At 41.5% G+C, this 21,988-nt stretch carries 19 protein-coding genes; 8 read left to right on the forward strand and 11 right to left on the reverse strand.

Annotated features, from left to right (window positions below; translation table 11 throughout):
- Positions 1–149 precede the first annotated feature (149 nt).
- From P2W71_RS04195 to P2W71_RS04220, 6 genes are all read right to left on the reverse strand, one after another.
- Positions 150–2,582: an efflux RND transporter permease subunit gene (locus tag P2W71_RS04195; RefSeq protein ID WP_276367445.1), complete on the reverse strand. Its 2,433-nt coding sequence runs from the start codon at positions 2,580–2,582 to the stop codon at positions 150–152.
- Positions 2,583–2,677: 95 nt separating this feature from the next.
- Entirely contained in the window at positions 2,678–4,276 is a 1,599-nt protein-coding gene (locus tag P2W71_RS04200; protein ID WP_276367446.1) for an ATP-binding protein, read from the reverse strand.
- Positions 4,277–4,341: 65 nt separating this feature from the next.
- Complete coding sequence (locus P2W71_RS04205; protein WP_276367449.1) at positions 4,342–5,667, reverse strand: deoxyguanosinetriphosphate triphosphohydrolase; 1,326 nt, start codon at positions 5,665–5,667, stop codon at positions 4,342–4,344.
- A 13-nt stretch (positions 5,668–5,680) separates the two neighbouring features.
- The gene (locus tag P2W71_RS04210) at positions 5,681–6,484 is read right to left on the reverse strand and encodes a zinc-dependent peptidase (protein WP_276367452.1); all 804 of its coding nucleotides are present in this window, start codon (positions 6,482–6,484) and stop codon (positions 5,681–5,683) included.
- Positions 6,481–8,031 (reverse strand): glycine--tRNA ligase, encoded by a 1,551-nt coding sequence (locus tag P2W71_RS04215; protein WP_276367455.1) that lies wholly within the window; start codon positions 8,029–8,031, stop codon positions 6,481–6,483. Before P2W71_RS04215 ends, P2W71_RS04210 begins: the two co-directional genes overlap by 4 nt.
- Positions 8,032–8,115: 84 nt before the next feature.
- A complete protein-coding gene (locus P2W71_RS04220; protein ID WP_276367458.1) occupies positions 8,116–9,477 on the reverse strand; it encodes a HAMP domain-containing sensor histidine kinase in 1,362 nt (453 codons plus the stop codon).
- Positions 9,478–9,622: 145 nt separating this feature from the next.
- Between P2W71_RS04220 and P2W71_RS04225 the strand changes: the two genes are divergently transcribed.
- Positions 9,623–10,489, forward strand: coding sequence for a universal stress protein (locus tag P2W71_RS04225; protein WP_276367461.1), 867 nt, complete (start codon positions 9,623–9,625; stop codon positions 10,487–10,489).
- Positions 10,482–11,714: a cation:proton antiporter gene (locus P2W71_RS04230; protein ID WP_276367463.1), complete on the forward strand. Its 1,233-nt coding sequence runs from the start codon at positions 10,482–10,484 to the stop codon at positions 11,712–11,714. The genes P2W71_RS04225 and P2W71_RS04230 overlap by 8 nt, the downstream gene beginning before the upstream one ends.
- A gap of 32 nt (positions 11,715–11,746) precedes the next feature.
- Here the strand turns inward: P2W71_RS04230 and mazG are convergent, their stop codons facing one another.
- Positions 11,747–12,559: a nucleoside triphosphate pyrophosphohydrolase gene (gene mazG, locus P2W71_RS04235; RefSeq protein ID WP_276367465.1), complete on the reverse strand. Its 813-nt coding sequence runs from the start codon at positions 12,557–12,559 to the stop codon at positions 11,747–11,749.
- A gap of 89 nt (positions 12,560–12,648) precedes the next feature.
- Here mazG and P2W71_RS04240 point away from each other — a divergent pair, with 89 nt between their 5' ends.
- From P2W71_RS04240 to P2W71_RS04250, 3 genes are all read left to right on the forward strand, one after another.
- Positions 12,649–12,897 carry a hypothetical protein gene (locus tag P2W71_RS04240; protein ID WP_276367468.1) on the forward strand — a complete coding sequence of 83 codons (249 nt, stop codon included), beginning with the start codon at positions 12,649–12,651 and terminating at the stop codon, positions 12,895–12,897.
- Positions 12,898–13,006: 109 nt separating this feature from the next.
- Positions 13,007–14,410, forward strand: a complete 1,404-nt coding sequence (gene glmM, locus P2W71_RS04245) for a phosphoglucosamine mutase (protein ID WP_276367471.1) — start codon at positions 13,007–13,009, stop codon at positions 14,408–14,410.
- A gap of 124 nt (positions 14,411–14,534) precedes the next feature.
- Positions 14,535–15,668 carry a cysteine desulfurase family protein gene (locus P2W71_RS04250; protein WP_276369039.1) on the forward strand — a complete coding sequence of 378 codons (1,134 nt, stop codon included), beginning with the start codon at positions 14,535–14,537 and terminating at the stop codon, positions 15,666–15,668.
- A gap of 59 nt (positions 15,669–15,727) precedes the next feature.
- On the opposite strand, the gene P2W71_RS04255 is transcribed toward P2W71_RS04250, so the two are convergent.
- The 3 genes from P2W71_RS04255 to P2W71_RS04265 are packed head-to-tail and all read right to left on the reverse strand — an operon-like array spanning position 15,728 to position 18,397.
- Positions 15,728–17,515 (reverse strand): hypothetical protein, encoded by a 1,788-nt coding sequence (locus P2W71_RS04255; protein WP_276367474.1) that lies wholly within the window; start codon positions 17,513–17,515, stop codon positions 15,728–15,730.
- A 37-nt stretch (positions 17,516–17,552) separates the two neighbouring features.
- On the reverse strand, positions 17,553–18,035 hold the full coding sequence (locus P2W71_RS04260) for a GAF domain-containing protein (RefSeq protein WP_276367477.1): 483 nt from the start codon (positions 18,033–18,035) through the stop codon (positions 17,553–17,555).
- A gap of 2 nt (positions 18,036–18,037) precedes the next feature.
- Positions 18,038–18,397, reverse strand: a complete 360-nt coding sequence (locus tag P2W71_RS04265; RefSeq protein ID WP_276367478.1) for a cupin domain-containing protein — start codon at positions 18,395–18,397, stop codon at positions 18,038–18,040.
- A 72-nt stretch (positions 18,398–18,469) separates the two neighbouring features.
- Between P2W71_RS04265 and P2W71_RS04270 the strand changes: the two genes are divergently transcribed.
- Complete coding sequence (locus P2W71_RS04270) at positions 18,470–19,180, forward strand: gamma-glutamyl-gamma-aminobutyrate hydrolase family protein (protein WP_276367480.1); 711 nt, start codon at positions 18,470–18,472, stop codon at positions 19,178–19,180.
- A gap of 20 nt (positions 19,181–19,200) precedes the next feature.
- Here P2W71_RS04270 and ribD read toward each other — a convergent pair whose 3' ends face one another.
- Positions 19,201–20,250 carry a bifunctional diaminohydroxyphosphoribosylaminopyrimidine deaminase/5-amino-6-(5-phosphoribosylamino)uracil reductase RibD gene (ribD, locus tag P2W71_RS04275; protein ID WP_276367482.1) on the reverse strand — a complete coding sequence of 350 codons (1,050 nt, stop codon included), beginning with the start codon at positions 20,248–20,250 and terminating at the stop codon, positions 19,201–19,203.
- Positions 20,251–20,278: 28 nt separating this feature from the next.
- On the opposite strand from ribD, the gene prmC reads away from it, so the two are divergent.
- Both prmC and P2W71_RS04285 read left to right on the forward strand, forming a co-directional pair.
- Positions 20,279–21,130 carry a peptide chain release factor N(5)-glutamine methyltransferase gene (gene prmC, locus P2W71_RS04280; protein WP_276367485.1) on the forward strand — a complete coding sequence of 284 codons (852 nt, stop codon included), beginning with the start codon at positions 20,279–20,281 and terminating at the stop codon, positions 21,128–21,130.
- 27 nt (positions 21,131–21,157) lie between these two features.
- Positions 21,158–21,943 (forward strand): Rossmann-like and DUF2520 domain-containing protein, encoded by a 786-nt coding sequence (locus P2W71_RS04285; protein ID WP_276367488.1) that lies wholly within the window; start codon positions 21,158–21,160, stop codon positions 21,941–21,943.
- Positions 21,944–21,988 lie beyond the last annotated feature (45 nt).

Raw genomic sequence — 21,988 nt, forward strand, 5'->3', positions numbered from 1 at the left:
TTAGCCCGCAAAGATATTTGTTTTTGGATAAAGTCCACAGTAACTCCAGGGCCGGCGGTCGCTCAATTCCCGACGGGACAGTGATTTGAGTTGAAGAAAATATTGAAAGGTATCACCGGCAGCCTAATTCCATGTTGCAGCAACCACTGCTATTCCGCGGCTGGATGTCGGTTTCTGATTCTGATCTTATTCAAATCGATTTCCTCATCTTCACTTTCCCCATAAAAACTTGAGTCGAAATCGTCAATCAAGAGGTGTTCGCCTTTGCGCCCTTTTGGTTTATCGAAGGTCATGATGAGTGCAGGAAGCAGGATTAAGTTGGTAAACATCGAAATGACAAGTGTCGTTGATGTAAGCAGCCCCAAGGCGATAGTTCCGCCAAAAGATGAAAAAGCAAAAATGATGAATCCTGCAAACAGTACAATGGATGTATACATGATGCTTTTACCTGTCTCCATAATGCTGTCGCTTACAGCACGTGGCACGTAAAAATTATTGGTTAAGATTTCCTGACGGTATTTTGCGAGGAAACGAATGGAATTATCTACTGAAATTCCGAAGGTGATACTGAAAATGAGGGCCGTACTGGGTTTTAGTGGGATATTAAAATAACCCATCAATCCTGCGGTAATCATGAGTGCCAGCAAGTTGGGCAACAGGGAAATTACGATCATTCTAACGTTGGCAAACAGAATCGCCATGGAAAGGGTAATGAGCAAAAACGCCAGCAATAAACTTTCCTGCAGGTTCTCGATAAGGAATTTATTTCCCTTGATAAAGATTTTGGTAGAGCCTGTAATAGAGGTTGAAATGGAATCTCTGGCAGTAGAGGCAAAAATGGATTTCATTCGCGGCTCGATAACCTGGACAAGAGAATCCAATCGCGTGGATCCGATGTCAACAATGCGCGTACTGATCCGCATTTTGCTAAATGTTGTGTCGACGATCGAATTGAACAAACCGCTACTATCGCTTTGTCCTTTCATGTATCGTAAAATAAACGCTCCTTCCTGTGCACTGGTTGGAAGCTGATATTTCGCCGGGTTATTGTTGTAGAAGGCCTGCTTAAACGTTTTAACGAAACTCAACATGGAAAGCGGTTGAGAAATTACAGGAATGGAATCCAAAAAGTTTTCAAACTCTTCCACTTTCCGAAGATTCTTAAGATCTAAAATTGGTCTTCTTTTTTTTGTATGAAATTCAACTGTAAACTCCAATGGCATGATACCATTGAAATTTGTTTCGACGAATTTTAAATCCTTTTTGATCTGACTTTCTTCCGGAATGTCATCTACCATAAAAGACACTGATCGCAGTTGAAGAATTCCATAAATAGAAATCAATGCCAGTACAAGCGAGCCAGCATAAATCACTGCCCGATGTCGATGTACAAACAAATCGATCAGTGAAAGAAAACCCTTCATGATGGGAAAGTCCAAATGTCTCAGATGCTTTTCGGTTGGGATGGGCAACCATGAAAATATGCCTGGTATCATGATCAAGCTCACAAAAAATAAAGCCATGATATTGAGTCCAGCAACGATTCCGAATTCGCGCAAAATAATGACATCGGTGGCAAGCAACGTAAGGAAGCCTATCGCGACCGTTAGATTCGTGAGGAACGTAGCGAGTCCCATTTTTCGAACTACAATCCGGATGGCTTCCAGTTTGTTTTTCGTCTTTGCAAATTCCAGGTGGTATTTGTTGAGCAGGTAAATTGCATTGGTGATACCGAGGGTTACAATTACAGGCGGTATCAGTGCACTCAACAGCGTAATTTTATAACCGAAAAGCGACAGCGTTCCCATGGTCCAGACCACAACAATACCAATGATGATCATGGAAAAGAGAACCGCCTTAAAAGAACGAAAGAACGCGAACATGATCAGTCCGGTAACCAATATGGACGCATATAAAAATATTTGCATTTCCTTCCGGACGGCGTTGGCAACTAATGTTCGGATAAATGGCAAGCCAGCATAGTGGACCTGAATTTTTGTTTTTTCTTCAAACTTTCTTCCGGCTTCTTGCAAAGCTTCGGCGACGGCTTCACGTTTCGAAGAATTCATCACCTCCTTTGGAACAGAAACAGCCATCATCGCGGCGCCATTCTCAGGATTCAATAATAAATTAGCATATATATGTTGATTTAAGGCGATGGTCAAAAGGCTATCCAATTCTGCCTGAGTGGCAATGGTGTCAGGGAAAATGCGTGCAGGATAAAATCTAGTGTTAACTGTATCTTTTAATATGATGGGCAACACCGATAGTGAAATTGCAGTCTTAACACCGGAAATATCTCTAATATCCCGCGTCAGCTGCTGGTAAGCCTGAAAATTCTTTAATTGGTACAACGAACTGTCTTTAACGCCAACTGCAATCACATTTCCGTCTTCGCCAAACTGCTCCCTGAACTTTGTCAGATCAATCATATCGGGATCATCCAACGGAACAGAGCGCGCGAAATCGTAACTCATTTCAACCCTAGCGGCATGGTACCCCATAAAAGCCGTAATGAGCCCAATCAAAATAATGAGCGGTAAACGTTGTTTGATGACGAAATCAGCAATCTTATTCCACATGTTAAAAAGAGGAATTATAAGGGGCCAAAGCTAATGAATTTGTGGTTTAATCAGGTGTGAATTAGTTTGATTGGCCTGACTTAAGGATTTTGACTTCAGTATTTAAAATAAACTTTGAATGTCGTGCCTTGGTTGAGCTCACTTTCGACGTCAATTTTTCCGCCGAGTGCAATAATTTGCGTTTTTACAAGATAGAGGCCTAAACCCTTTCCTTCCATATGGGTATGGAATCGTTTATATAGGGTGAACATGTTTTGTTTATACTTACCAAGATTAATACCCAGGCCGTTGTCAGTGATGGTGAGACACACAAAATCCTGATCAATAGCCGTGGAAAGATTAATTCTGGGAGGCCGCTGTGGGTCGCGATATTTAATGGCGTTGCTGATGAGATTATATAAAATACTTTCAACATATGGGGCAACCGCATAGACCTTTTCTGCAGCGGAAAAATCTTTCGTAATAATGGCACCCGTTTCCTCAATTTCTTTTTCAAGCATTTTGACAACACGAATAAAGGCGGGTGCAAGATCAACGCTCACCAAATTGCTTGTGTGTTTCTGAATATTGAGTATTAGGTTCAGATCGCGAATAACATGATCAAGATCCTGTGTTGACGTAACTAATTTCTGCAGTGCTGTATCTTTATCTTCTGCGGTTTTGCTCAGTTCAACCACATTGGCAAGTCCTAAAATACGTGCAAGCGGTGCCCTTAAGTTATGCGCTGCTATAAAAGCGAATTGTTCTAACTGGTTATTGTGAAGTACCAGTTCACGGTTAGTATTTTGAAGTTCCTGCGTCCTGCTTTCGATCTCCAACTCCAACTTTTCGTTTTTAAGCTGAATTTCCCTGTTTTGTTCTTCGATAAGCTTTTGAGCATCGAATAATTGCTTGTTCTGGAATGCAAGCGCTTCATGCTGCGCTGCTAGTTCTTCACTTTGAGAAATAATTTCTTCGTTTTGAGCAGCTATCTCCTGGGTTCTTTTTGCCACGCGGTGTTCAAGCTTGGTGTTTTGATTTGTCAAAATTTTATTCCGCTCTGCTTCTGCCTGGCGAAGGAGATCTGATAACTTGAAGGTCTTGCCGGTATAATACGCCGTGTACAACAAGGTGGGTATACAAATTATAAACAGGATAATCTGCAGCATTTGATTTCGTGCAAGCGCCTTTTCGTAACTTTCTTGAGCCTGTGCAGCAATATTATTTGTGAAGGCAACTATACTTTCTTCTGAGCTTATGTATTGTCCCCAAAGACCTGCACCTTTATCAGCACTGAATAACCTTAAAAACTCTTCTGTTTTATTTTCATCCAACAATCTTTTCAAGTTGTAACAATACGTTGCGTAGGCATAAACCGAATCTTTTAAAGCGTTGAATTCTGTTAAGTCATAATTTAATTTCCTGAGGGGTTCCTCAATATTTGTAAAAATGCTGTCGCTCCATTTTTTAGCGTTTTCCATGGGCGTGGAAAACCGGTCTTCTTTTATAATGGCATACCCTCTCAATCCAATGTCTAATGAGTGAATAACAACGCGGCCCACCTGATCATGATAGCGCTTGATGGTCTCTGTTTGGATTTGGAGATCTTTGTTGTGCCTGATAATGATATTGTTTTGTCTGGTCAACAGAATATCCGCAAGGATTAGCGCGCCAATTAGTAAGACAACGATGTAAATAATGTTTTTCCAAAACATAGCGCTACCGCAGAAAGAAACCTAATGTACAAATGCAGGACAAGTTAAAGGAATATTGTAATTTCTTAAAGACTCATGCCCTTAATCTTACGATAAAGCGAGATTGCGTGTCGATCCGTCATTCCTGAAATGAAGTCAACAATGTTTCGTAGCATCAAATAGTAATTTTCAGGATCCGCTTTGGTGGCCAGTATTACTTCTGGCGGAAGTAATTTTTGCAGGTTAAAATATTTTCTCGATACTTTTTGTTCCATCAAATAAGCACCAGTCTTTGTGAACTCCTCCAGCAACCCGGGTAAGACTTCGTGCCCCGCGGCTTCAATCTCAACAACACTTCGAGCGCGATAAATTTTATCTATGGAAAGCTTAATAATTTCATTAAGCGCATTTTTTGACGAGCATTCATCACACAATGCCCGATCAAATTTGCCGTTCAAAATATCCGTTTCATGATCGAGGAACAGGCTTGTACATTCTGCCATTAGATCGGCAATCGCTAATGCTCGCAGGTAGCCGATTTTCTCCGCCTGACTGTTGATAAATTCTAATTTTCCAAGCTTGGATTTGCTTTTGGTAATGACCGATTCAAAAAGCATTTTGGCTTCGGAATAATTGACGAGCCCAAGGCTACATCCATCTTCGAGGTCGATGATACTGTAACATATGTCATCAGCCGCCTCTACCAAAAACGCTAAGGGATGGCGATTCCATCCACCCGGGTTAGGCTCAATCAGTTCTAACTGCGTGGCCACCTCCTGAAAAATTTGTTTTTCAGTTTGAAAGAATCCATACTTTTTCTGACTTCTTTTTCCTTTATCGCGAAATTGGAATTGAGCTGGGCAAGGATACTTTGTAAAAGCACCTAAAGTTGCAAAGGTTAGCTTGAGCCCAAATTGATTTTTATTCAGAATTCTGAACCCTTGCGCATTGCCTTCAAATTTGATCAGGTCGGCCCACGATTCGGGGGTTACTTTATCTTTAAAAAATAAACCTTCAGGATGGTGAACGAAAAAATCGGAAATCGCATCTTCTCCCGCGTGCCCAAAAGGCGGATTGCCTAGATCGTGAGCGAGTGACGCCGCAGCGACAATGGCACCAAAGTCGAAAAGAGAGAAGTCTTTTTTTAAAACCGGATAGCGTTCCAAAACCACTTCTCCAACGCGTTTTCCCAACGATCGCCCTACACTGGAAACTTCCAAACTATGCGTCAATCGTGTGTGAACGAAATCATGCTCCGGCAGCGGGTGAACCTGCGTTTTATCTTGTAGCCTGCGGAATGGATGTGAGAAAATAATTCGATCATAATCCTGTTCGAAAGCACTGCGAGATTGTTCAGCGGCCAATATTTTTTGCCCGGTGCGTTGTGAAGATAAAAGTGTATTCCAGTTCAAAGCTTTTTTATTCTTAAGATAGTGGTCGCAATAAGGTCGGGTCCTGATTTAGAAGCTTGCTAAGGATTTTATAAAGTTCGGGCAATGCATTTTTAAATTCGTGTGGCCGCTCAAAAAAATTTTCTACTGCCACTGCGAAAAATTCATGTTCATTCGCACATGCATACGGACGAAAGAACGTATCGTTCCAATTTTCGACATGACAAAGCTTCTGGGCATAGGCATCAAACTCATTTACTAATTCCTCATCAAAAAACTGATACTCATCATTTTTGATGATATTTTCCAGTCGCAACGCATGGGCCATCTCATGCAAACCAAGATTTATAGAATCGTTAGGATAAATAAAACCATCTACGAAACTCTGCCACGACAGCACAATGATTCCAAAGCGTGGATTAACCTCGCCTTTGTGATAACGCTTAGTAATGGAAGAATAGTAGTCGTTTGGGTATACCAGTATCTTGTCAAAATGTTGTAGATAAACGTCGGTCAGCCCGAAGGTGAGTTGAACTGCTGTGGCCGCAATTAATACCCGGGCTTCCATGGTGACCTGATCCACATTCCGAGGGATAAATCTTTTTCCATAGATGAACTGACAAACCTTTTGGACAAATTTCGTTTTTGCCACATCGTCTAATTGGCGGTAGTATAGAAAATATTTTTGAAGAATATCTCTATAAGCCTGCGGTATGGGTAAGACTTTTGAACGCAAAGGCGCTGCAACGCGGCCGGCATACAAATAGCTTTCTTTTAATTCCTTATCAAACCGGTAGATAGCAAACGCGACTACCAGAACGATGACAAAGGAAATCATTGCTCGATCTTCCGTAAAATATTATTGATAGAACACGCCGCAATAAGTTGTGATTTCACATCGCTAATCTTAACACGTTCTTGTTTCATACTGTCGCGATCACGAATCGTTACAGTGTCATCGGTTAGCGTCTGATGATCAACGGTAACGCAATACGGTGTGCCTATCGCATCCTGTCGACGATAACGTTTTCCAATAGCATCTTTCTCTTCATAGAAGCACCGGAGGTCATATTTGAGTTCATTCATGATTTCCATTGCTTTTTCCGGCAGGCCGTCTTTCTTAACGAGCGGAAGGATGGCAACTTTAACGGGGGCCAGCGGAACAGGAATTTTTAATACCACACGTTCGCTTCCATCTGGCAACTTTTCTTCGGTATACGCTTTTGAAAGAATGGATAGAAACATGCGGTCTAGTCCAACGGAGGTTTCAACCACATAGGGAATATAACTTTCGTTATCCTCTGTGTCAAAATATTGAAGCTTTTTACCAGAATATTTTTCGTGGCTTTTTAGATCGAAATCGGTTCGTGAATGGATGCCTTCCAATTCTTTAAAACCCATTGGAAAATTAAATTGAATATCGCAAGCAGCGTTGGCATAGTGCGCTAAGTTTAGGTGATCGTGGTATCGGTAATTCTCATCGCCCAGATCTAATGCTTTGTGCCACTTCATTCTTTTCTCCTTCCAGAATTCATACCACTTCATTTCTTCACCTGGCTTAACGAAAAATTGCATTTCCATTTGCTCAAATTCACGCATGCGGAAAATAAACTGGCGGGCGACGATCTCATTACGAAAGGCCTTTCCAATTTGTGCGATACCAAAGGGAAGTTTCATTCTTCCTGTCTTTTGAACATTGAGGAAGTTTACAAAAATCCCCTGCGCGGTTTCTGGCCTTAAGTAAATCTTGTTTGCTTCTTCAGCGATCGATCCCATCTCTGTTGAAAACATTAAATTAAACTGGCGTACATCGGTCCAGTTTTTTGTGCCGGAAACGGGATCAGTAATTTCCAAATCCTCCATTAATTTCTTCATGCCGGCCATATCACCGTTACCCATTGATTCCTTTAATCGGGCATTGGCATTCGCTATCTTTTGACTGTATTCAAGTACTCGCGGATTTGTCTTTATAAACATTTCGCTGTCGAAAGAATCACCGAAACGTTTAGCGGCTTTATCAACTTCCTTCTGAATTTTTTCCTCCATTTTGGCAATGGCATCCTCCACCAAAACGTCAGCACGATACCTTTTTTTGGAGTCTTTATTATCTACCATGGGATCATTGAATGCATCCACATGGCCAGACGCTTTCCATGTTGTCGGATGCATAAAAATCGCGGCGTCAATTCCTACGATGTTGTCATGGAGTAATGTCATGAACTTCCACCAGTACTCCTTGATGTTATTTTTTAGCTCAGCACCATTCTGACCGTAGTCATAAACGGCGCTTAGACCATCGTAAATTTCACTGGAAGGAAAAATAAATCCATACTCCTTTGAATGGGAGATTACATTCTTAAATAAGTTATCTTCTTGAATTGCCATAAGTGGCAAAGATAATATTAGTCTACAGTCAACCTGTTTGCTGCTGAAAGTTTTTTACCCAGGAAGGTGAAAAAATAAGCCTCCTCATGAATTTCTATGCGGAAGCATAATTGTAAAAGTCGTGCCTTCACCTACAGTAGATTCAAGCTTAATTGAGCCGGAAAGCTTCATTAACGCTTCCTTAACAATGTATAAACCCAATCCTGAGCCTTTGGATTGCTCATTTGCGCGAAAGAACATGTCAAATATTTTGGCGTGATATTCGGAAGCAATGCCCTGACCATTATCCTCAACCTGGATATAGCTGATGCGACCCGACATCTGATAATGCATGCGGATGTACTGATGGTCTTTTTTTAGATCATGATACCTCACCGCGTTCGAAATCAGATTTCCGATGATCACACGCAACCTGTTCTTATCTGATTCAATATAAATATCATCCGGTATGTCGATCCTAAAATCAATGTTCTCGGCTTCTGGCGAGAACTTGAGACTTTCCCATACGTCGTGGGCTAAATCCGCTAACTTCACGGGCTCACGCTTAACCTCAAGTCTATTGTTACGGGAGTAATCTGTAATGTCTTTAATAAAATGGTCTAGGGAATGAACCCTGTCCTTCATCAGGGAAAGATACCTTCTAACTTCGTTGGGATTTTGTGAATCGAGTGTAATGTTGATCAACCCCATGATCGAAGTTAGTGGAGCACGCAAGTCATGCGATGTGCTGTAAACAAATCTATCTAATTCAGCATTTGTTTTAGAGAGCAGCATGTTATTTTCTACAAGCTCCAATGCATTGTGGTGATTTAAACTCTTCAGCAAATATACCGTCATAACAGTTCCGGGAAGTGCCGCTGAAAAATTTATGACGATACAAAAAAGAAGCACGTCATCACTGTAGTTACGCAATGGTAATATGCTATAATCGACGAAGTATGCTAATGCAAAAAGCACATAAGTGAATACGGCAAATAGTATGGACAGTAAACGTTCATGGTAGCTAAACACAGCAAAGGACGCAATGCTGCTTACTATAAAAAATAAAAAAGATCCGGTTTTTGCTGATTCACTGGAAGCAAGAATATAAACCGAGATATTCATTGTAGCCAGCAGAATGTAATTCGCTAAGGAGTGGCGTCCATTTCGGTGACAGATAATCGAGAGAACTAAAAAGAGGGTCGTCGCCCCAAGAACAGGAAGCGTCTCCAAATACCCGATCTTATAGTTGAAGATCGCGCTCACGACGCAAAACAAAACACCTACAATAGCAAACTCACCTGAGAGCAAAGCTTGTCGGTATTCACTGTAGGATTCAATAAACTTGTCATCTCCGATAATTACATTTCTGATGACTCGTTTGAAGGACATATTGGTAATTGAATAAACAAAATTACCCGGCAATGGAGGTGCACACAACCATAAACTCAATGGTAGAGTATGCATGCAAGTTTTTTTTATTATTCCAATAAATACACATTTGCATTGTGGGAATAGGTTTAATGATGGGAATACAGTCTGAAGCACCCTATCTTTTCCCGGAATTTGAGCCTTTAAAAATTGATGAAATAATGAATAACTTTCCCTTAGCATGCTGAACGTTATCAAAAAGATAGGTGTTGCCATTGCCTTTTCACCACGCATCGAAGCCATCCTTGCGGAAGCCATTCGCATTAAAAATATGTGGAACGCCGAATTGATTCTTATCCATGTGGGTGTTCACGGAGAAAAAGAGACTGCAAGATTAAATGAGTTATTGAGTAAAACAGGGTTGGGCAATGCCGGGGATGTAAAGATTTTTTGGGAGGAGGGAAAACCTAGTCACCGCATTTTGGCAACATGCAAAAAAGAAAATGTTGACTTGCTTATTGCAGGCGCGTTGAAAAAAGAAAACCTCGTTCAATATTATCTTGGCACGGTAGCACGAAAAATTATTCGAAAAGCCGATTGCTCCGTGCTTCTTCTCACCAATCCCTCCACTACACCTCAACCTTTTAAAAATATTGTGGTAGATGCTGACGATAGGCCCTACGTAGAACAGTCATTACAAGCTGCATGTGAAGTTGCATTGAAGGATCAATCGACATGGTTGCACATTGTACGCGAATTAAAAATGTATGGCCTTACGATGGCGGCCGCAGAGCAATGCACAGAGGAGGAGTATGAAGAAATGCGCCATCAACTTGTTCAATCGGAAATTGAAACGGTAGAAAAAATTCTCCAGAAAATTCCTCACCAGGGACTAAAAGTTAATATCAAACTGGTCTCCGGCAAATCGGGATTTGAACTGGCACAATTTGCTAAGCGAAAACAAGCAGACTTATTGGTAGTTGGAGCACCTGACCGGAGGTTTTCTTTTTTTGACCGCGTTTTTACACACGACCAGGAATATATTTTTGCCGACCTCCCCTGTAATCTTTTGATCATCCACCCAAGGAAGGAGGTAGTCAATGGGTAAATTAAGCCATGCCGATGTAGTGCATCTTTTAATTCAGCTTAGTGCCATGCTGGTTATGGGGAGGCTCTTTGCCGAAGCAGCGCGAAAAATTCACCAACCGGCAGTCATCGGTGAAATTATAGCTGGTATTTTGCTTGGACCAACCGTATTGGGAATGCTTCAACCGGAGTGGTTCGAAGCCTTGTTTCCGCCCGCATCTGGCGCAGGCGTTGTGCTCACGGGATTTGTACAAGTGGCTGTGGTTATGCTGTTGTTTATCGCGGGGCTGGAAGTTGACTTACACATTGTATGGCAACAAGGGCGACAAGCAGTTACCACGAGTACGGTAGGGCTGGTGGTTCCTTTCAGTGTAGGCTTTACGTTTCCGTATTTCTTCTCTGATTTTTTCGGCATTAACGATGTAAACGCCAAATTGACTTTCGCACTTTTCATGGGTACAGCTATGGCCATCACTGCCTTACCAGTAATTGTGCGAATCCTTATGGATTTAAACTTATTTAAATCAAAAATGGGACTGCTGGTAGTCGCTTCTGCCATGGTCGATGATTTGGTAGGATGGTTGATCTTCTCCGTTATTCTAGGACTGATCGGAAAGAACAGCGGCTCAATGCCGTTAATAAATACGATAATTTTGACTATTGGCTATGCCGTTTTTATGCTGACCATTGGACGTGGTATGTTGAATAAGCTGTTGCCTTGGGTTAATAAAAAACTGGCGTGGCCCGGAGGCGTTCTGTCAATTTCGCTAGCCTTGTGCTTTCTTGCAGGCGCATTCACTGAATACATTGGCATCCACGCAATTTTTGGTGCTTTTATCATGGGCGTGGCGCTAGGTGATTCAGAACACTTTTCCGAACGCGCGAAAGAAATTGTGCATCAGTTTATCAATAACATTTTTGCTCCATTATTTTTTGTATCGATTGGGCTAAGGGTCAACTTCATCGCCAATTTTGACCTCGTGCTCACCTTGGTTATTTTATTGATTGCATTTACCGGCAAAATTATTGGAAGCGGTTTGGGTGCTCGGCTTGGCGGCTTCAGTTGGAAAGAATCCGTTGCCGTTGGTTTCGGGATGAATGCCCGCGGTGCCATGGAAATTATCCTGGGATTAATTGCGCTGGAAAATGGCCTTATCAATGAAAAGGTATTCGTATCGTTGGTTATCATGGCGTTGATAACAAGTATGACCAGCGGACCTTTGATGAAGTGGACACTAAATCGATGAAGCGCCTGATTTAGATTCAGCTATTTCGAATGTCAGATCTTTTTCGCTCGCTCCCAGTACTTGTCCATCTCGGCTAATGTCATCTCTCCCATTTTTTTACCGTCCTTGGCCGACTCGGATTCCAGGTATTGGAAACGCTTGATGAATTTTTTGTTCGTACGTTCCAAAGCTTCTTCAGGATCAATGTTGATGAAGCGCGCATAGTTCACCAGCGAAAAAAGCAAATCCCCGAATTCTGCCATAGCCCTTTCGCTATTGATGGGCTGAGATGAGTCTGTATTAAATTCACTCTTGAACTCCTGCATCTCTTCCTCAACCTTTTGCCAGACTTGTTCCTTTTTTTCCCAGTCAAATCCAACGCCGCGAGCTTTGTCTTGAATGCGTATGGACTTCACCAAAGCGGGTAGCGATTTCGGTACACCTTCCAAGACAGATTTATTTCCAGTTTTAAGTTTAATTTTTTCCCAGTTTGCTTTTACCGTTTCTTCATCGTTGGCAATGACGTCGCTATAAATATGCGGATGGCGTTCTATCAGTTTGTCACAAATAGAATTCAACACATCCGTAATATCAAACGCCTTCAATTCCGAAGCAATGCGGGCATAAAAAACAATGTGCAAAAGGATATCGCCCAGTTCTTTTTTAATTTCCGTCAGATTTCCGTTCAGTATGGAGTCTGATAATTCATAGGTCTCTTCTATTGTCAAGTGGCGCAAACTTTCGAGCGTCTGTTTTTTATCCCATGGACAATTCTCCCGCAACTCATCCATAATGGTGAGCAATCTGTCAAATGCCTGTAATTTTGCCTCCCGGTCTAAATCTGGTGTCGAAAGAACCTTTTTCATGTAAAAAGCTGTTCAAATAATATGTTAATTTGCCGAAGGTACTAACAAATTTTTAGCACCGACGGATTCACACAAAAAGCTGAAATCAGATGACAGTTTTCTTATTTAGTATCGGAATCTTTGCTCTTTTTTTTGTACTCCTATCCGTTCGGCTTCTTTTTATCAAAAACGGGGAATTCCGGGGAACTTGTGCCTCGCAAAGCCCATGGCTTAATAAAGAAGGAGTTACTTGTGGCTATTGCGGTAAGCAGTTGAAGGCCGGTGACGCAGCCTGCGGAGATCCTGATGTTTTAAATAAAGAAGCAATGCCGACCATCAAAAGAAAACCGGGCCAGTAAAACTTCTTCTCCGATCCACTTGAGGGATCTTAAAATCATTTTTAGCATTTCCGGGATTTGGTAATTAGTTACATTATTCTTTTAATTTTGCTGTACAAAATGATGTATTGTGGCTTTAATTAAATCTATTTCCGGAATTCGCGGGACGATTGGTGGCAAGACCAATGAGAATCTTACCCCGCTTGATATTGTAAAGTTTACGGCTGCCTACGGCACGTTAATCAAAAAGAAAAAAGGCACTACTAAAATTGTATTAGGTCGCGATGCCCGACCATCAGGTGAAATGGTGAGTGCTTTAGTTACGTCAACCTTGCAAGCATTAGGAATCGATGTCATTGATCTTGGGTTGTCCACTACGCCAACCGTGGAAATCGCGGTACCTTTAGAAAAAGCTGCCGGAGGAATAATTCTCACTGCAAGTCATAATCCAGTACAATGGAATGCCCTGAAACTTTTAAATGAGAAAGGTGAATTCATTTCGGGCAAAGATGGTGAAGAGGTATTAAGAATTGCTGATAAAGAAGAATTTGATTTCGCCCCTGTCACGAAACTCGGTGGCTATACCAAGAATGATACTTATCTGCAGAAACATGTCGATCTTATTTTAAAATTGCCTTTGGTTGATGTAGATGCCATCAAAGCCAGAGGATTCAAAGTTGTGTTGGATGCAGTCAATTCATCGGGTGGAATTGCTGTACCACTCCTGTTAAAAGCTTTGAACGTTACGGTCAAGGAATTATACTGTGAGCCTACCGGCCATTTTCCTCACAACCCAGAACCACTACCAGAGCATATTGGTGACATTTGCCGAGAGATTAAAAAAGGTAAATATGATTTGGGTATTGTTGTTGACCCTGACGTAGATCGGCTTGCGCTTGTTTCAGAAGATGGATCTCCATTCGGAGAAGAATATACTTTAGTGGCAGTGGCAGATTACGTTTTGAAAGCCACCAAAAAGAAAAAGGGGAACTCCGTTTCAAATCTTTCTTCAACACGCGCGCTACGCGACGTGACCGAGAAAGAGGGCGGAGAATATTTTGCCGCAGCAGTCGGGGAAGTTAATGTTGTTACGATGATGAAAGAATGTAATGCGGTGATCGGTGGGGAAGGCAATGGTGGGATTATCTATCCTGACTTACATTACGGAAGAGATGCGCTGGTAGGTATTGCGTTGTTTTTGACGCACCTAGCAAAGTCAAACATGCCCGTATCCAGGCTGCGAGCTTCTTACCCCAACTATATCATATCCAAAAATAAGATTGAGCTTACCCCTAGCATAGATGTAGATAAAGTGCTTGAGGAAATTAAAAAGAAATATAAAAAACAACCGATCAATACGATCGATGGCGTAAAAATCGAGTTTGATAAAGAATGGGTACACCTGCGTAAATCAAATACAGAACCTATTATTCGTATTTATGCTGAATCTGACCTAGAAGTGAAAGCTGAGAATCTCGCAAAAAAAATGATCAGCGACATAAAGGAAATCATTACGGAAAAAGTGATTGCGTGATCCTAACATTTATTCCGTAAGGATGTATACAACAGCAAGCATGGTCTCTTATATGCAAATCTTATCATCGGCCAAGTAACTTTTGTTAGTGTAGTTTTAACAGACACGATTGCAGTCAACACTTATGCGCATATACCTGGACAACGCCGCAACAACGCCTCTTGACCCTGAAGTCTTTGAAGCAATGAAGCCCTTTATGCTGGAAGATTTCGGAAATCCTTCATCCACACATGCGCATGGCCGGACAGTTAGGGCTGCAATAGAGTCAGCTCGAAAAAAAATTGCTGAGTTACTGCATTGTACGCCGGGAGAAATTATTTTCACTTCTGGTGGAACAGAAGCTGATAATACCATTCTTACGGGCGCAGTTATCTCCTACAATGTCCAAAACATTATAACTTCTCCAATAGAACACCACGCTGTCGAAGAAACATTGAGCAGTCTTTCCAAGAAGAAACATATCCATCTTCACATGGTTGACCTGGACGAACATGGTCATATAGATTTGACTCACCTCGATCTTTTGCTAAGCAAACATCCGAATTCGTTGGTGTCGCTCATGCATGCCAATAATGAAATTGGAAACTTGCTTAACCTCGAGGCTGCCGGTGATTTATGCAATGAGCACAAAGCATATTTTCACTCGGATACCGTTCAGACTATTGGTCACTATCACCATGATCTACGAAAAATTAAAGTACAAGGTCTTGCTGCAGCTGCCCATAAATTTCACGGACCGAAAGGTGCAGGTTTCATGTTTATTCGAAAGGATAAAAAAATACAACCTTTCATTCACGGCGGTCCGCAAGAAAGAAACATGCGTGGAGGCACCGAAAATGTATACGGAATCATCGGCCTGGCCAAAGCTCTGGAAATCGCCTACCGCGATATGGATGGCCACCAGAAATATATCACAGGGCTAAAATCTCGCATGATCGATAAGTTAAAGGCGACTATCCCCCACGTCGAATTTCATGGCGATTCTGCAAACCTCGATAGAAGCTTATACACCGTATTAAATGTTTGTCTCCCAGAATCCGATCAAAACAGCATGCTGCTTTTTAATTTGGATCTTCATGGGATATCTGCGTCCGGGGGAAGTGCTTGCTCGAGCGGTGCAACGGCTGGCTCACACGTTTTGGGAGCCCTCCACCCAGGTTCCAAAAAGGGGGCGGTAAGATTTTCATTCAGCAAATACAACACCGTAGAGGAGATTGATTTTGCCGTAGAAAAACTAGCGGAATGTTTGAAGGCGTAAAGGCGAAGTCTAAAGACAAAGACCGTTCGGATTTCTAACCGTTTCTTCAACATTTCGACTTAAACACTACCAATAATCCCCATCTTCTTCATTAAAAAGGTAGCATTCATTTTTTGCGCAATGCCCAATTTTAGTTTGTAATCGAAGGACAGTTGATCGTTTTCAATGTTGGCTTCGAAATAATAGTTTTTAATCTGACTGGGAAATTGATTTTCGAGATCACCCAATACAACATCATGGGTGGCTATCATGGCAAGGCACGGATGTGGCAACAGTTGTTTTACAAGCGCAATCGAGCCTGATTGCTTATCAGTTGAGTTAGTACCTTTTAAAATTTCATCTAATAAAACGAAAAGCGGTTTATCGTTTCTTAACTCGTCCATAATGGTCTTCAACCGATCTAACTCTGCATAGAAGTATGATTGATGGTCTTTCAACGAATCAGCAGTCCGCATTCCCGTCCGGAGGTTGATGATCGGACAGGAGAATTCGCTAGAAAATACAGGGGCTCCGGCGAGGGCCAACACCAGATTAATACCAGCAGTACGAAGAAAGGTGCTTTTTCCCGCCATGTTCGCACCTGTTATAATAAGTATTGACTGCCCTTTACCTAAATACAAATCATTTGTAACACATTCATTTGTAGACAACAACGGATGACCTAGACCCACCGCCTTGATTTTCAATTCCGAATCTATTGTCGGGTAAACAAATGTTGGATGATTGAATGCAAAAGTTCCGAGACTGCAAATCACTTCTGTCTCACGAATTACATTGAGCCAAATTTTAAGGGAGTTTGAATTTTCGTATTTCCATTTTTCCAAACGATAAATGCACTGGAGATCGTATAACAAAAGACTATTAACGAATACACTGGCCAGGAAATTAAGTCTTGCATTTAAGTAACTCACAAGACTTGCCAGCGATTTGATCTTTATATCCGCATCGTTTGCTTGTTTCGAAAAAGTTTTAAGAATACCGGAAGAAAATTCTTCCCTCCCAAAATAATGCAAGATAGATGCATACTTTTCTAAAGTGTACTTCTTTTTGCTAACGTATTCATGAAATGCATTGATTTTTTTTATATGAAACCCAATAATCACCCATTGTATAAGTACAAGGACGATTGCAAAGGGGCTGGCTTGAGTGATAACAAATGCCAACCCAACAGCAGCAACAGTCAGAATAGGTAAAACCACTAGCAGAAATTTGTAGAAAGCGGATGTGTAAAGAAACGGGGGTTGCTTTAACCACTCCAGTAATTGCTCATGATCGCCCGGCTGTTCACCAATTTCAATTCCGGCAGCCTGAAAGTGTTGTCGGAAATCCGTCTTCAATGATACTTCCCGCACAGCTTCCTGGTGGTCGAGAATCTCCTGCTTTGAATCCAGTGCATAACCCAACCGTTGTGCCATCAACTTTTTACCATGGATCGTATTGCATCGGTTAACTGCCTGAAACAACGAACCGTCTCCAAAAATATCCAGATCATGAGAATACGGATGGCGTGGATCTATGAACTCTGACCCGTTTAAAAATCCAGCGTTGTCACCGCTGAGGGACTGCCGCTCGAGGTGATTAATCTTTACTAGATTTTGAGCATGTACCTTTTGATCAAACAGATTGCTGTGTTTTACAACCAGATAAATAAAAAGGATTAGCAGAAAAAAGCTTGCAATGAGAATTAAATGATAGGAAAACCCGAAATAAAGCGATGCAATAAAAACTAAAGCAACGAAAATCCGAAAATTGGAAATCACATTTATTTGCTTTTTTACTTCTAGTAGTGTCCCCTCAAAATTTTCTTTTCGTTTTTGGTAAAAAGCAATAAGGTCAATTGAAGTCATTAAGGATCGATGTGGTTTATACTTGCTCGCGTTTTCATTAGAGAACGGATTCAATAATACGCATTATTTCTTCTAAAGCTTTTTGGTCAATCGAATTAAAATCATTTAACACATCACTATCAACATCCAACACAAGTGCTACATCATTATTTTTAAAAGCAGGCAAAACAATTTCTGATTTGGACGCCGAACTACAGGCAATATGACCTGGAAACTTATTAACGTCTGGAACCAGAATTGATTTCCTTTCTTTCCAGGCGGTGCCACAAACACCCTTTCCAAAATCGATCCGGGTACATGCAATCGGTCCCTGAAAAGGCCCAAGCACAAGTTGGTTCTCCTTTACCAAATAAAATCCTACCCAGAAAAAATTGAACGACTGCTTCAGGGCAGCCGCAATATTCGAGAGGTTCGCAATAAGATCAGGCTCACCGTTCACTAATTCTTTGATCTGGGGTAAAAGCATTTGATACCGCTCGTCTTTAAGGGTCGATGTAGAAATGATTAGTTCCTCAGCCATGATTATATTTTTTCCAATTGTTTATGCGTCTTTTCGTTTTCGACATTGCCCGTATTTAACGTCGAGGCTGGTTCAAACAATACGATATGCACCTCCTCGTCTGCGGCGGGCTTGTGCTCCACTCCCCGCGGCACAATAATAAATTCCCCCGGGTTAACCTCAACGGTTTTGTCGCGAAACTCCATCCTCAATTTTCCTTTTACCACCAAAAAAAGCTCATCTTCATGATCATGATGATGCCAAACAAATTCGCCTTTCAGTTTAACTGCTTTTACATGTTGGCCATTAAGCTCACCAATGATGCGAGGATGATAGTAGTCAGTAAATTGGCTGAGTTTTTCAGAGATGTTTACTTTATTCATAAATTAAAATTTAAAGTCGCCCGACCACCTGTGCGGCCGGACGATTATTAAAGAGAGGGTCTGTTACAAGCAATGAAACGCATTACAATAGCTTTGGTTGGTGACTTTGATGAAAAGATACATACGCTGGTCGCCCTGAACAAATCGATTGATCACGCAAGACAGGCTTTGTCGTTTGAGCTTAACGCCGAGTGGGTGCCAACCGTCGACGTGGATAAAATTTTGTCGTCCTCCAATTACTACGACGGTCTATGGATTGTTCCGGGTTCGCCTTATAAAAATGATGAAGGCGTTTTCGCTGTAATCCGTAAAGCAAGAGAAAAAAATATTCCGATTCTAGGATCATGCGGAGGCTTTCAGTATATGGTTCTCGAGTACGCAAAAAATGCGTTGAACATCCATGAGGCAAATCATGAAGAAACTAATCCTGGCGGAATTTCTATTATTTCAAAACTTCATTGTTCATTGAAAGGGCAACAGGAACAAGTTGAAATAAAAGATAAAAATTCCTGGCTATACCGAGTCCTTAAAACTGATGAAATTGTGGGAAGTTACTATTGCAGCTATGGCGTAAATCCTCAGTTCTTCGAAAAAATAAATCAGCCCCCTTTTACTTTTACTGCGTTCGCTTCAACGGGGGAAGTACGCGCGTTTGAACTGAAAGGTCATCGATTCTTTAATGGAACTTTATTCCAGCCATCTTTAGATTCCTCATTTGAAACGCCAAATCCGTTGCTCGTGAATTTTTTTAATACCTGTAGTCGTAAGGCGATTGAAATGTAAGGACGAAAATTTGGCGAAGATTAAGAATGGATAGGGTTTCGATAAACATTTAACCAATCCCGTTTTATCTTGTATTGATTATCGAGTACACCTGAAAATGCAGGTGCTTTGATCCCGGTTTCAAAAGTTTGGGGAGAGATGAATATTCGCGCTTCGTCCCAAAGCTGCTGATCTATAAAGGCCTGCAACGTCTGGGCACCACCTTCCACAATAACGGATTGAATTTGTCGCCTGTAAAGGTCTTTCAAAAGGTTCGGTAAAAAATTCTCTTCATCGATTCTGATAAAAGAAATGTTTTTTAACTGTTGATGTTTCAGTACATTATAACACCACGTTTTTTGAGATCCATCAAACAAATTTATTTTCTTATTTAATTTTAAAAATCTGTCAACCACTATGCGCACTGGATTACGTCCAGTCCAATCTCGAACATTCAGTTGCGGGTTATCGTACTGTGCAGTACGCATTCCGACCAGCACTGCATCTTCTTCCGTTCTCCATTTATGTACAAACTGACGGGAGAATTCATCGCTTATCCATTTCGAATCATAATTTTTTCTTGCAACAAATCCATCAGCTGTTTCAGCCCATTTTAAAATGATATACGGTTTTTGTTTTTCCACGAAAGTGAAGAAACGTTTATTCAGCTCACGGCCTTTCTTTTCAAGAACCCCAGTTATGACTTCAACTCCCGCATCACGCAACTTATGTAGCCCCTCGCCATTGACTACAGGATTTGAATCGACGTTGGCAACGACAACTTTTTTTACTTTGTGCTGAATGAGCATGTCACAACAAGGGGGCGTCTTACCGAAATGAGAGCAAGGTTCGAGGGTAACGTAGACGGTACTTTCGCGCAATAAGCTTTTGTCCGCCACGGCGCTAACTGCGTTGACTTCTGCATGAGGGCCACCATATTTTTGATGCCATCCTTCACCGATAATTTTTCCCTCATGAACAACGATGCTTCCTACTAACGGATTAGGACTGACGTGACCAATCCCAAGCTGCGCAAGTTCCATGGCCCGCTGCATAAAAAGTTCGTCGGTATGATGATCGTGCTTGGTCATTGCTTATACTTGCAAAGATTGATAAGCTATGAAGAATTCCAAAGCGTTGTTTCAGGATTTCGTAAACAGGGTTCAATTACCCGAAAATAAAGATGAAATCAGAAGCATTGCATATCTGGTTTTCGAAAATGTTTTTGGTTTAACGCCCACAGAAATATTGGCTGAAAAGCAAATCGATAATAACGCCGCAATAAAAAGGCTCAACGATATCCTTGCCAGAATCAATAAACATGAACCTGTTCAATACGTGTTGGGCGAGGCAGACTTTTACGGGCGAATGTTCGGCGTAAATCCGGCGGTTTTAATTCCAAGACCTGAGACGGAAGAGTTGGTTCGATTGGTAATCAATTTTGTTAATCGTTCAAAGCCTGTGAACTGCCGGATATTAGATATCGGCACTGGCAGTGGTTGCATTGCCATTACATTAGCTAAGGAATTGCCAATGGCGGATGTTATAGCGATTGATATTAGCCCAGCGGCATTGGACGTTGCTTCAGCAAACGCCGATAAGTTGGGAGCAAAAGTTCTTTTTGAGATCGGCGATGTATTAATGGATAAAATCCCTGCGCCGATCGATGTCATCGTAAGCAATCCGCCTTATATCACACGTGACGAATTGAAATCCATGCCATGCAATGTAGTAGCATATGAACCTCAAACGGCCCTTTTTGTTGACTCGAATGAACCATTGTTATTTTACAAAGCTATCATCAATCAAGCTAGACAATCGCTGAAGGCTACAGGTTTATTAGCAGTTGAAATCAATGAGAAATTTGGAAATGAGGTGTATCAACTATTTATTGAAAACAATTTCAAGGAGGTTGAGTTAATGCAGGACTTATTTGGGAAAAACAGAATTGTAAAAGGTTTATCTTCATAACTTGATTGGTCCATAATGTAATTGACTATGACTAAACACACACGCGTGTCATTTATTGGATCGGGCAACCTTGCATGGCACCTGGCTCCCGCACTCGACAATTCAGATTTTCCCGTCCAGGAAGTTTACAGTAAAAATCCAGTACACGCGGCTTTATTAGTAGAACGTCTTTATGAAGCCGATGTAAAGGCATCGTTGGATTTTTCAACCAGCTCATCGAGTGTATTTATAATAGCTACTACCGATGAAGCCATCGAGGAAGTGGTTCAGGAAATCATTCTACCAGAGGACGCGATATTAGTTCATACTTCCGGTAGTCAGCCTTTAAGCATCTTGGGATATGCAGCAACGCAGAACCTAGGGGTTTTTTATCCGTTGCAGACCTTTAGCAAGGACAAAAAAGTTGACTTCAAAGAAGTACCCGTATTTATTGAAAGCGCAAACCCGGTTACTGAAAAGATGCTGCGCGCCATAGGAAACGCCTTGAGTAAGGTGGTGATTCCATTAAAGTCATACGAACGAAAGGCGTTGCATGTGGCTGCTGTGTTTGCTTCCAATTTTACGAATCACATGTTGCTTGTTGCGCAAGACATCATGAAAGAACACAGGTTAAGTTATGATTGGCTAAAACCACTCATTGCTGAAATGATCAACAAGAGTTTAAGTATTGGGCCTGAAAATGCACAGACCGGCCCAGCTAGACGCGGCGATTTGGAAATCCTGGATAAACACCTCGAATTTTTACAGGAAGACCCTTCAATGGCAGAGCTGTATAAGGTGATTAGTCAACATATTATCGACCGCTACGGGTGAATTACTGCCAAGCAATAAGGACGGTTAACTGATCATAACAATACG

This window comes from Chryseolinea sp. H1M3-3 (assembly GCF_029360725.1).
In the GTDB taxonomy this organism is placed as follows: domain Bacteria; phylum Bacteroidota; class Bacteroidia; order Cytophagales; family Cyclobacteriaceae; genus Chryseolinea.

Excerpts from the sequence above, each read along its gene's own strand:
- P2W71_RS04195 (WP_276367445.1), bottom strand. The coding sequence starts at position 2,582 with ATGTGGAATAAGATTGCTGATTTCGTCATCAAACAACGTTTACCGCTC.
- P2W71_RS04200 (WP_276367446.1), bottom strand. The coding sequence starts at position 4,276 with ATGTTTTGGAAAAACATTATTTACATCGTTGTCTTACTAATTGGCGCG.
- P2W71_RS04210 (WP_276367452.1), bottom strand. The coding sequence starts at position 6,484 with ATGATTTCCTTTGTCATCGTTCTGGTAGTCGCGTTTGCTATCTACCGG.
- P2W71_RS04215 (WP_276367455.1), bottom strand. The coding sequence starts at position 8,031 with ATGGCAATTCAAGAAGATAACTTATTTAAGAATGTAATCTCCCATTCA.
- P2W71_RS04220 (WP_276367458.1), bottom strand. The coding sequence starts at position 9,477 with ATGCATACTCTACCATTGAGTTTATGGTTGTGTGCACCTCCATTGCCG.
- P2W71_RS04225 (WP_276367461.1), top strand. The coding sequence starts at position 9,623 with ATGCTGAACGTTATCAAAAAGATAGGTGTTGCCATTGCCTTTTCACCA.
- P2W71_RS04230 (WP_276367463.1), top strand. The coding sequence starts at position 10,482 with ATGGGTAAATTAAGCCATGCCGATGTAGTGCATCTTTTAATTCAGCTT.
- mazG (WP_276367465.1), bottom strand. The coding sequence starts at position 12,559 with ATGAAAAAGGTTCTTTCGACACCAGATTTAGACCGGGAGGCAAAATTA.
- P2W71_RS04240 (WP_276367468.1), top strand. The coding sequence starts at position 12,649 with ATGACAGTTTTCTTATTTAGTATCGGAATCTTTGCTCTTTTTTTTGTA.
- P2W71_RS04250 (WP_276369039.1), top strand. The coding sequence starts at position 14,535 with ATGCGCATATACCTGGACAACGCCGCAACAACGCCTCTTGACCCTGAA.
- P2W71_RS04255 (WP_276367474.1), bottom strand. The coding sequence starts at position 17,515 with ATGACTTCAATTGACCTTATTGCTTTTTACCAAAAACGAAAAGAAAAT.
- P2W71_RS04260 (WP_276367477.1), bottom strand. The coding sequence starts at position 18,035 with ATGGCTGAGGAACTAATCATTTCTACATCGACCCTTAAAGACGAGCGG.
- P2W71_RS04265 (WP_276367478.1), bottom strand. The coding sequence starts at position 18,397 with ATGAATAAAGTAAACATCTCTGAAAAACTCAGCCAATTTACTGACTAC.
- P2W71_RS04270 (WP_276367480.1), top strand. The coding sequence starts at position 18,470 with ATGAAACGCATTACAATAGCTTTGGTTGGTGACTTTGATGAAAAGATA.
- ribD (WP_276367482.1), bottom strand. The coding sequence starts at position 20,250 with ATGACCAAGCACGATCATCATACCGACGAACTTTTTATGCAGCGGGCC.
- prmC (WP_276367485.1), top strand. The coding sequence starts at position 20,279 with ATGAAGAATTCCAAAGCGTTGTTTCAGGATTTCGTAAACAGGGTTCAA.
- P2W71_RS04285 (WP_276367488.1), top strand. The coding sequence starts at position 21,158 with ATGACTAAACACACACGCGTGTCATTTATTGGATCGGGCAACCTTGCA.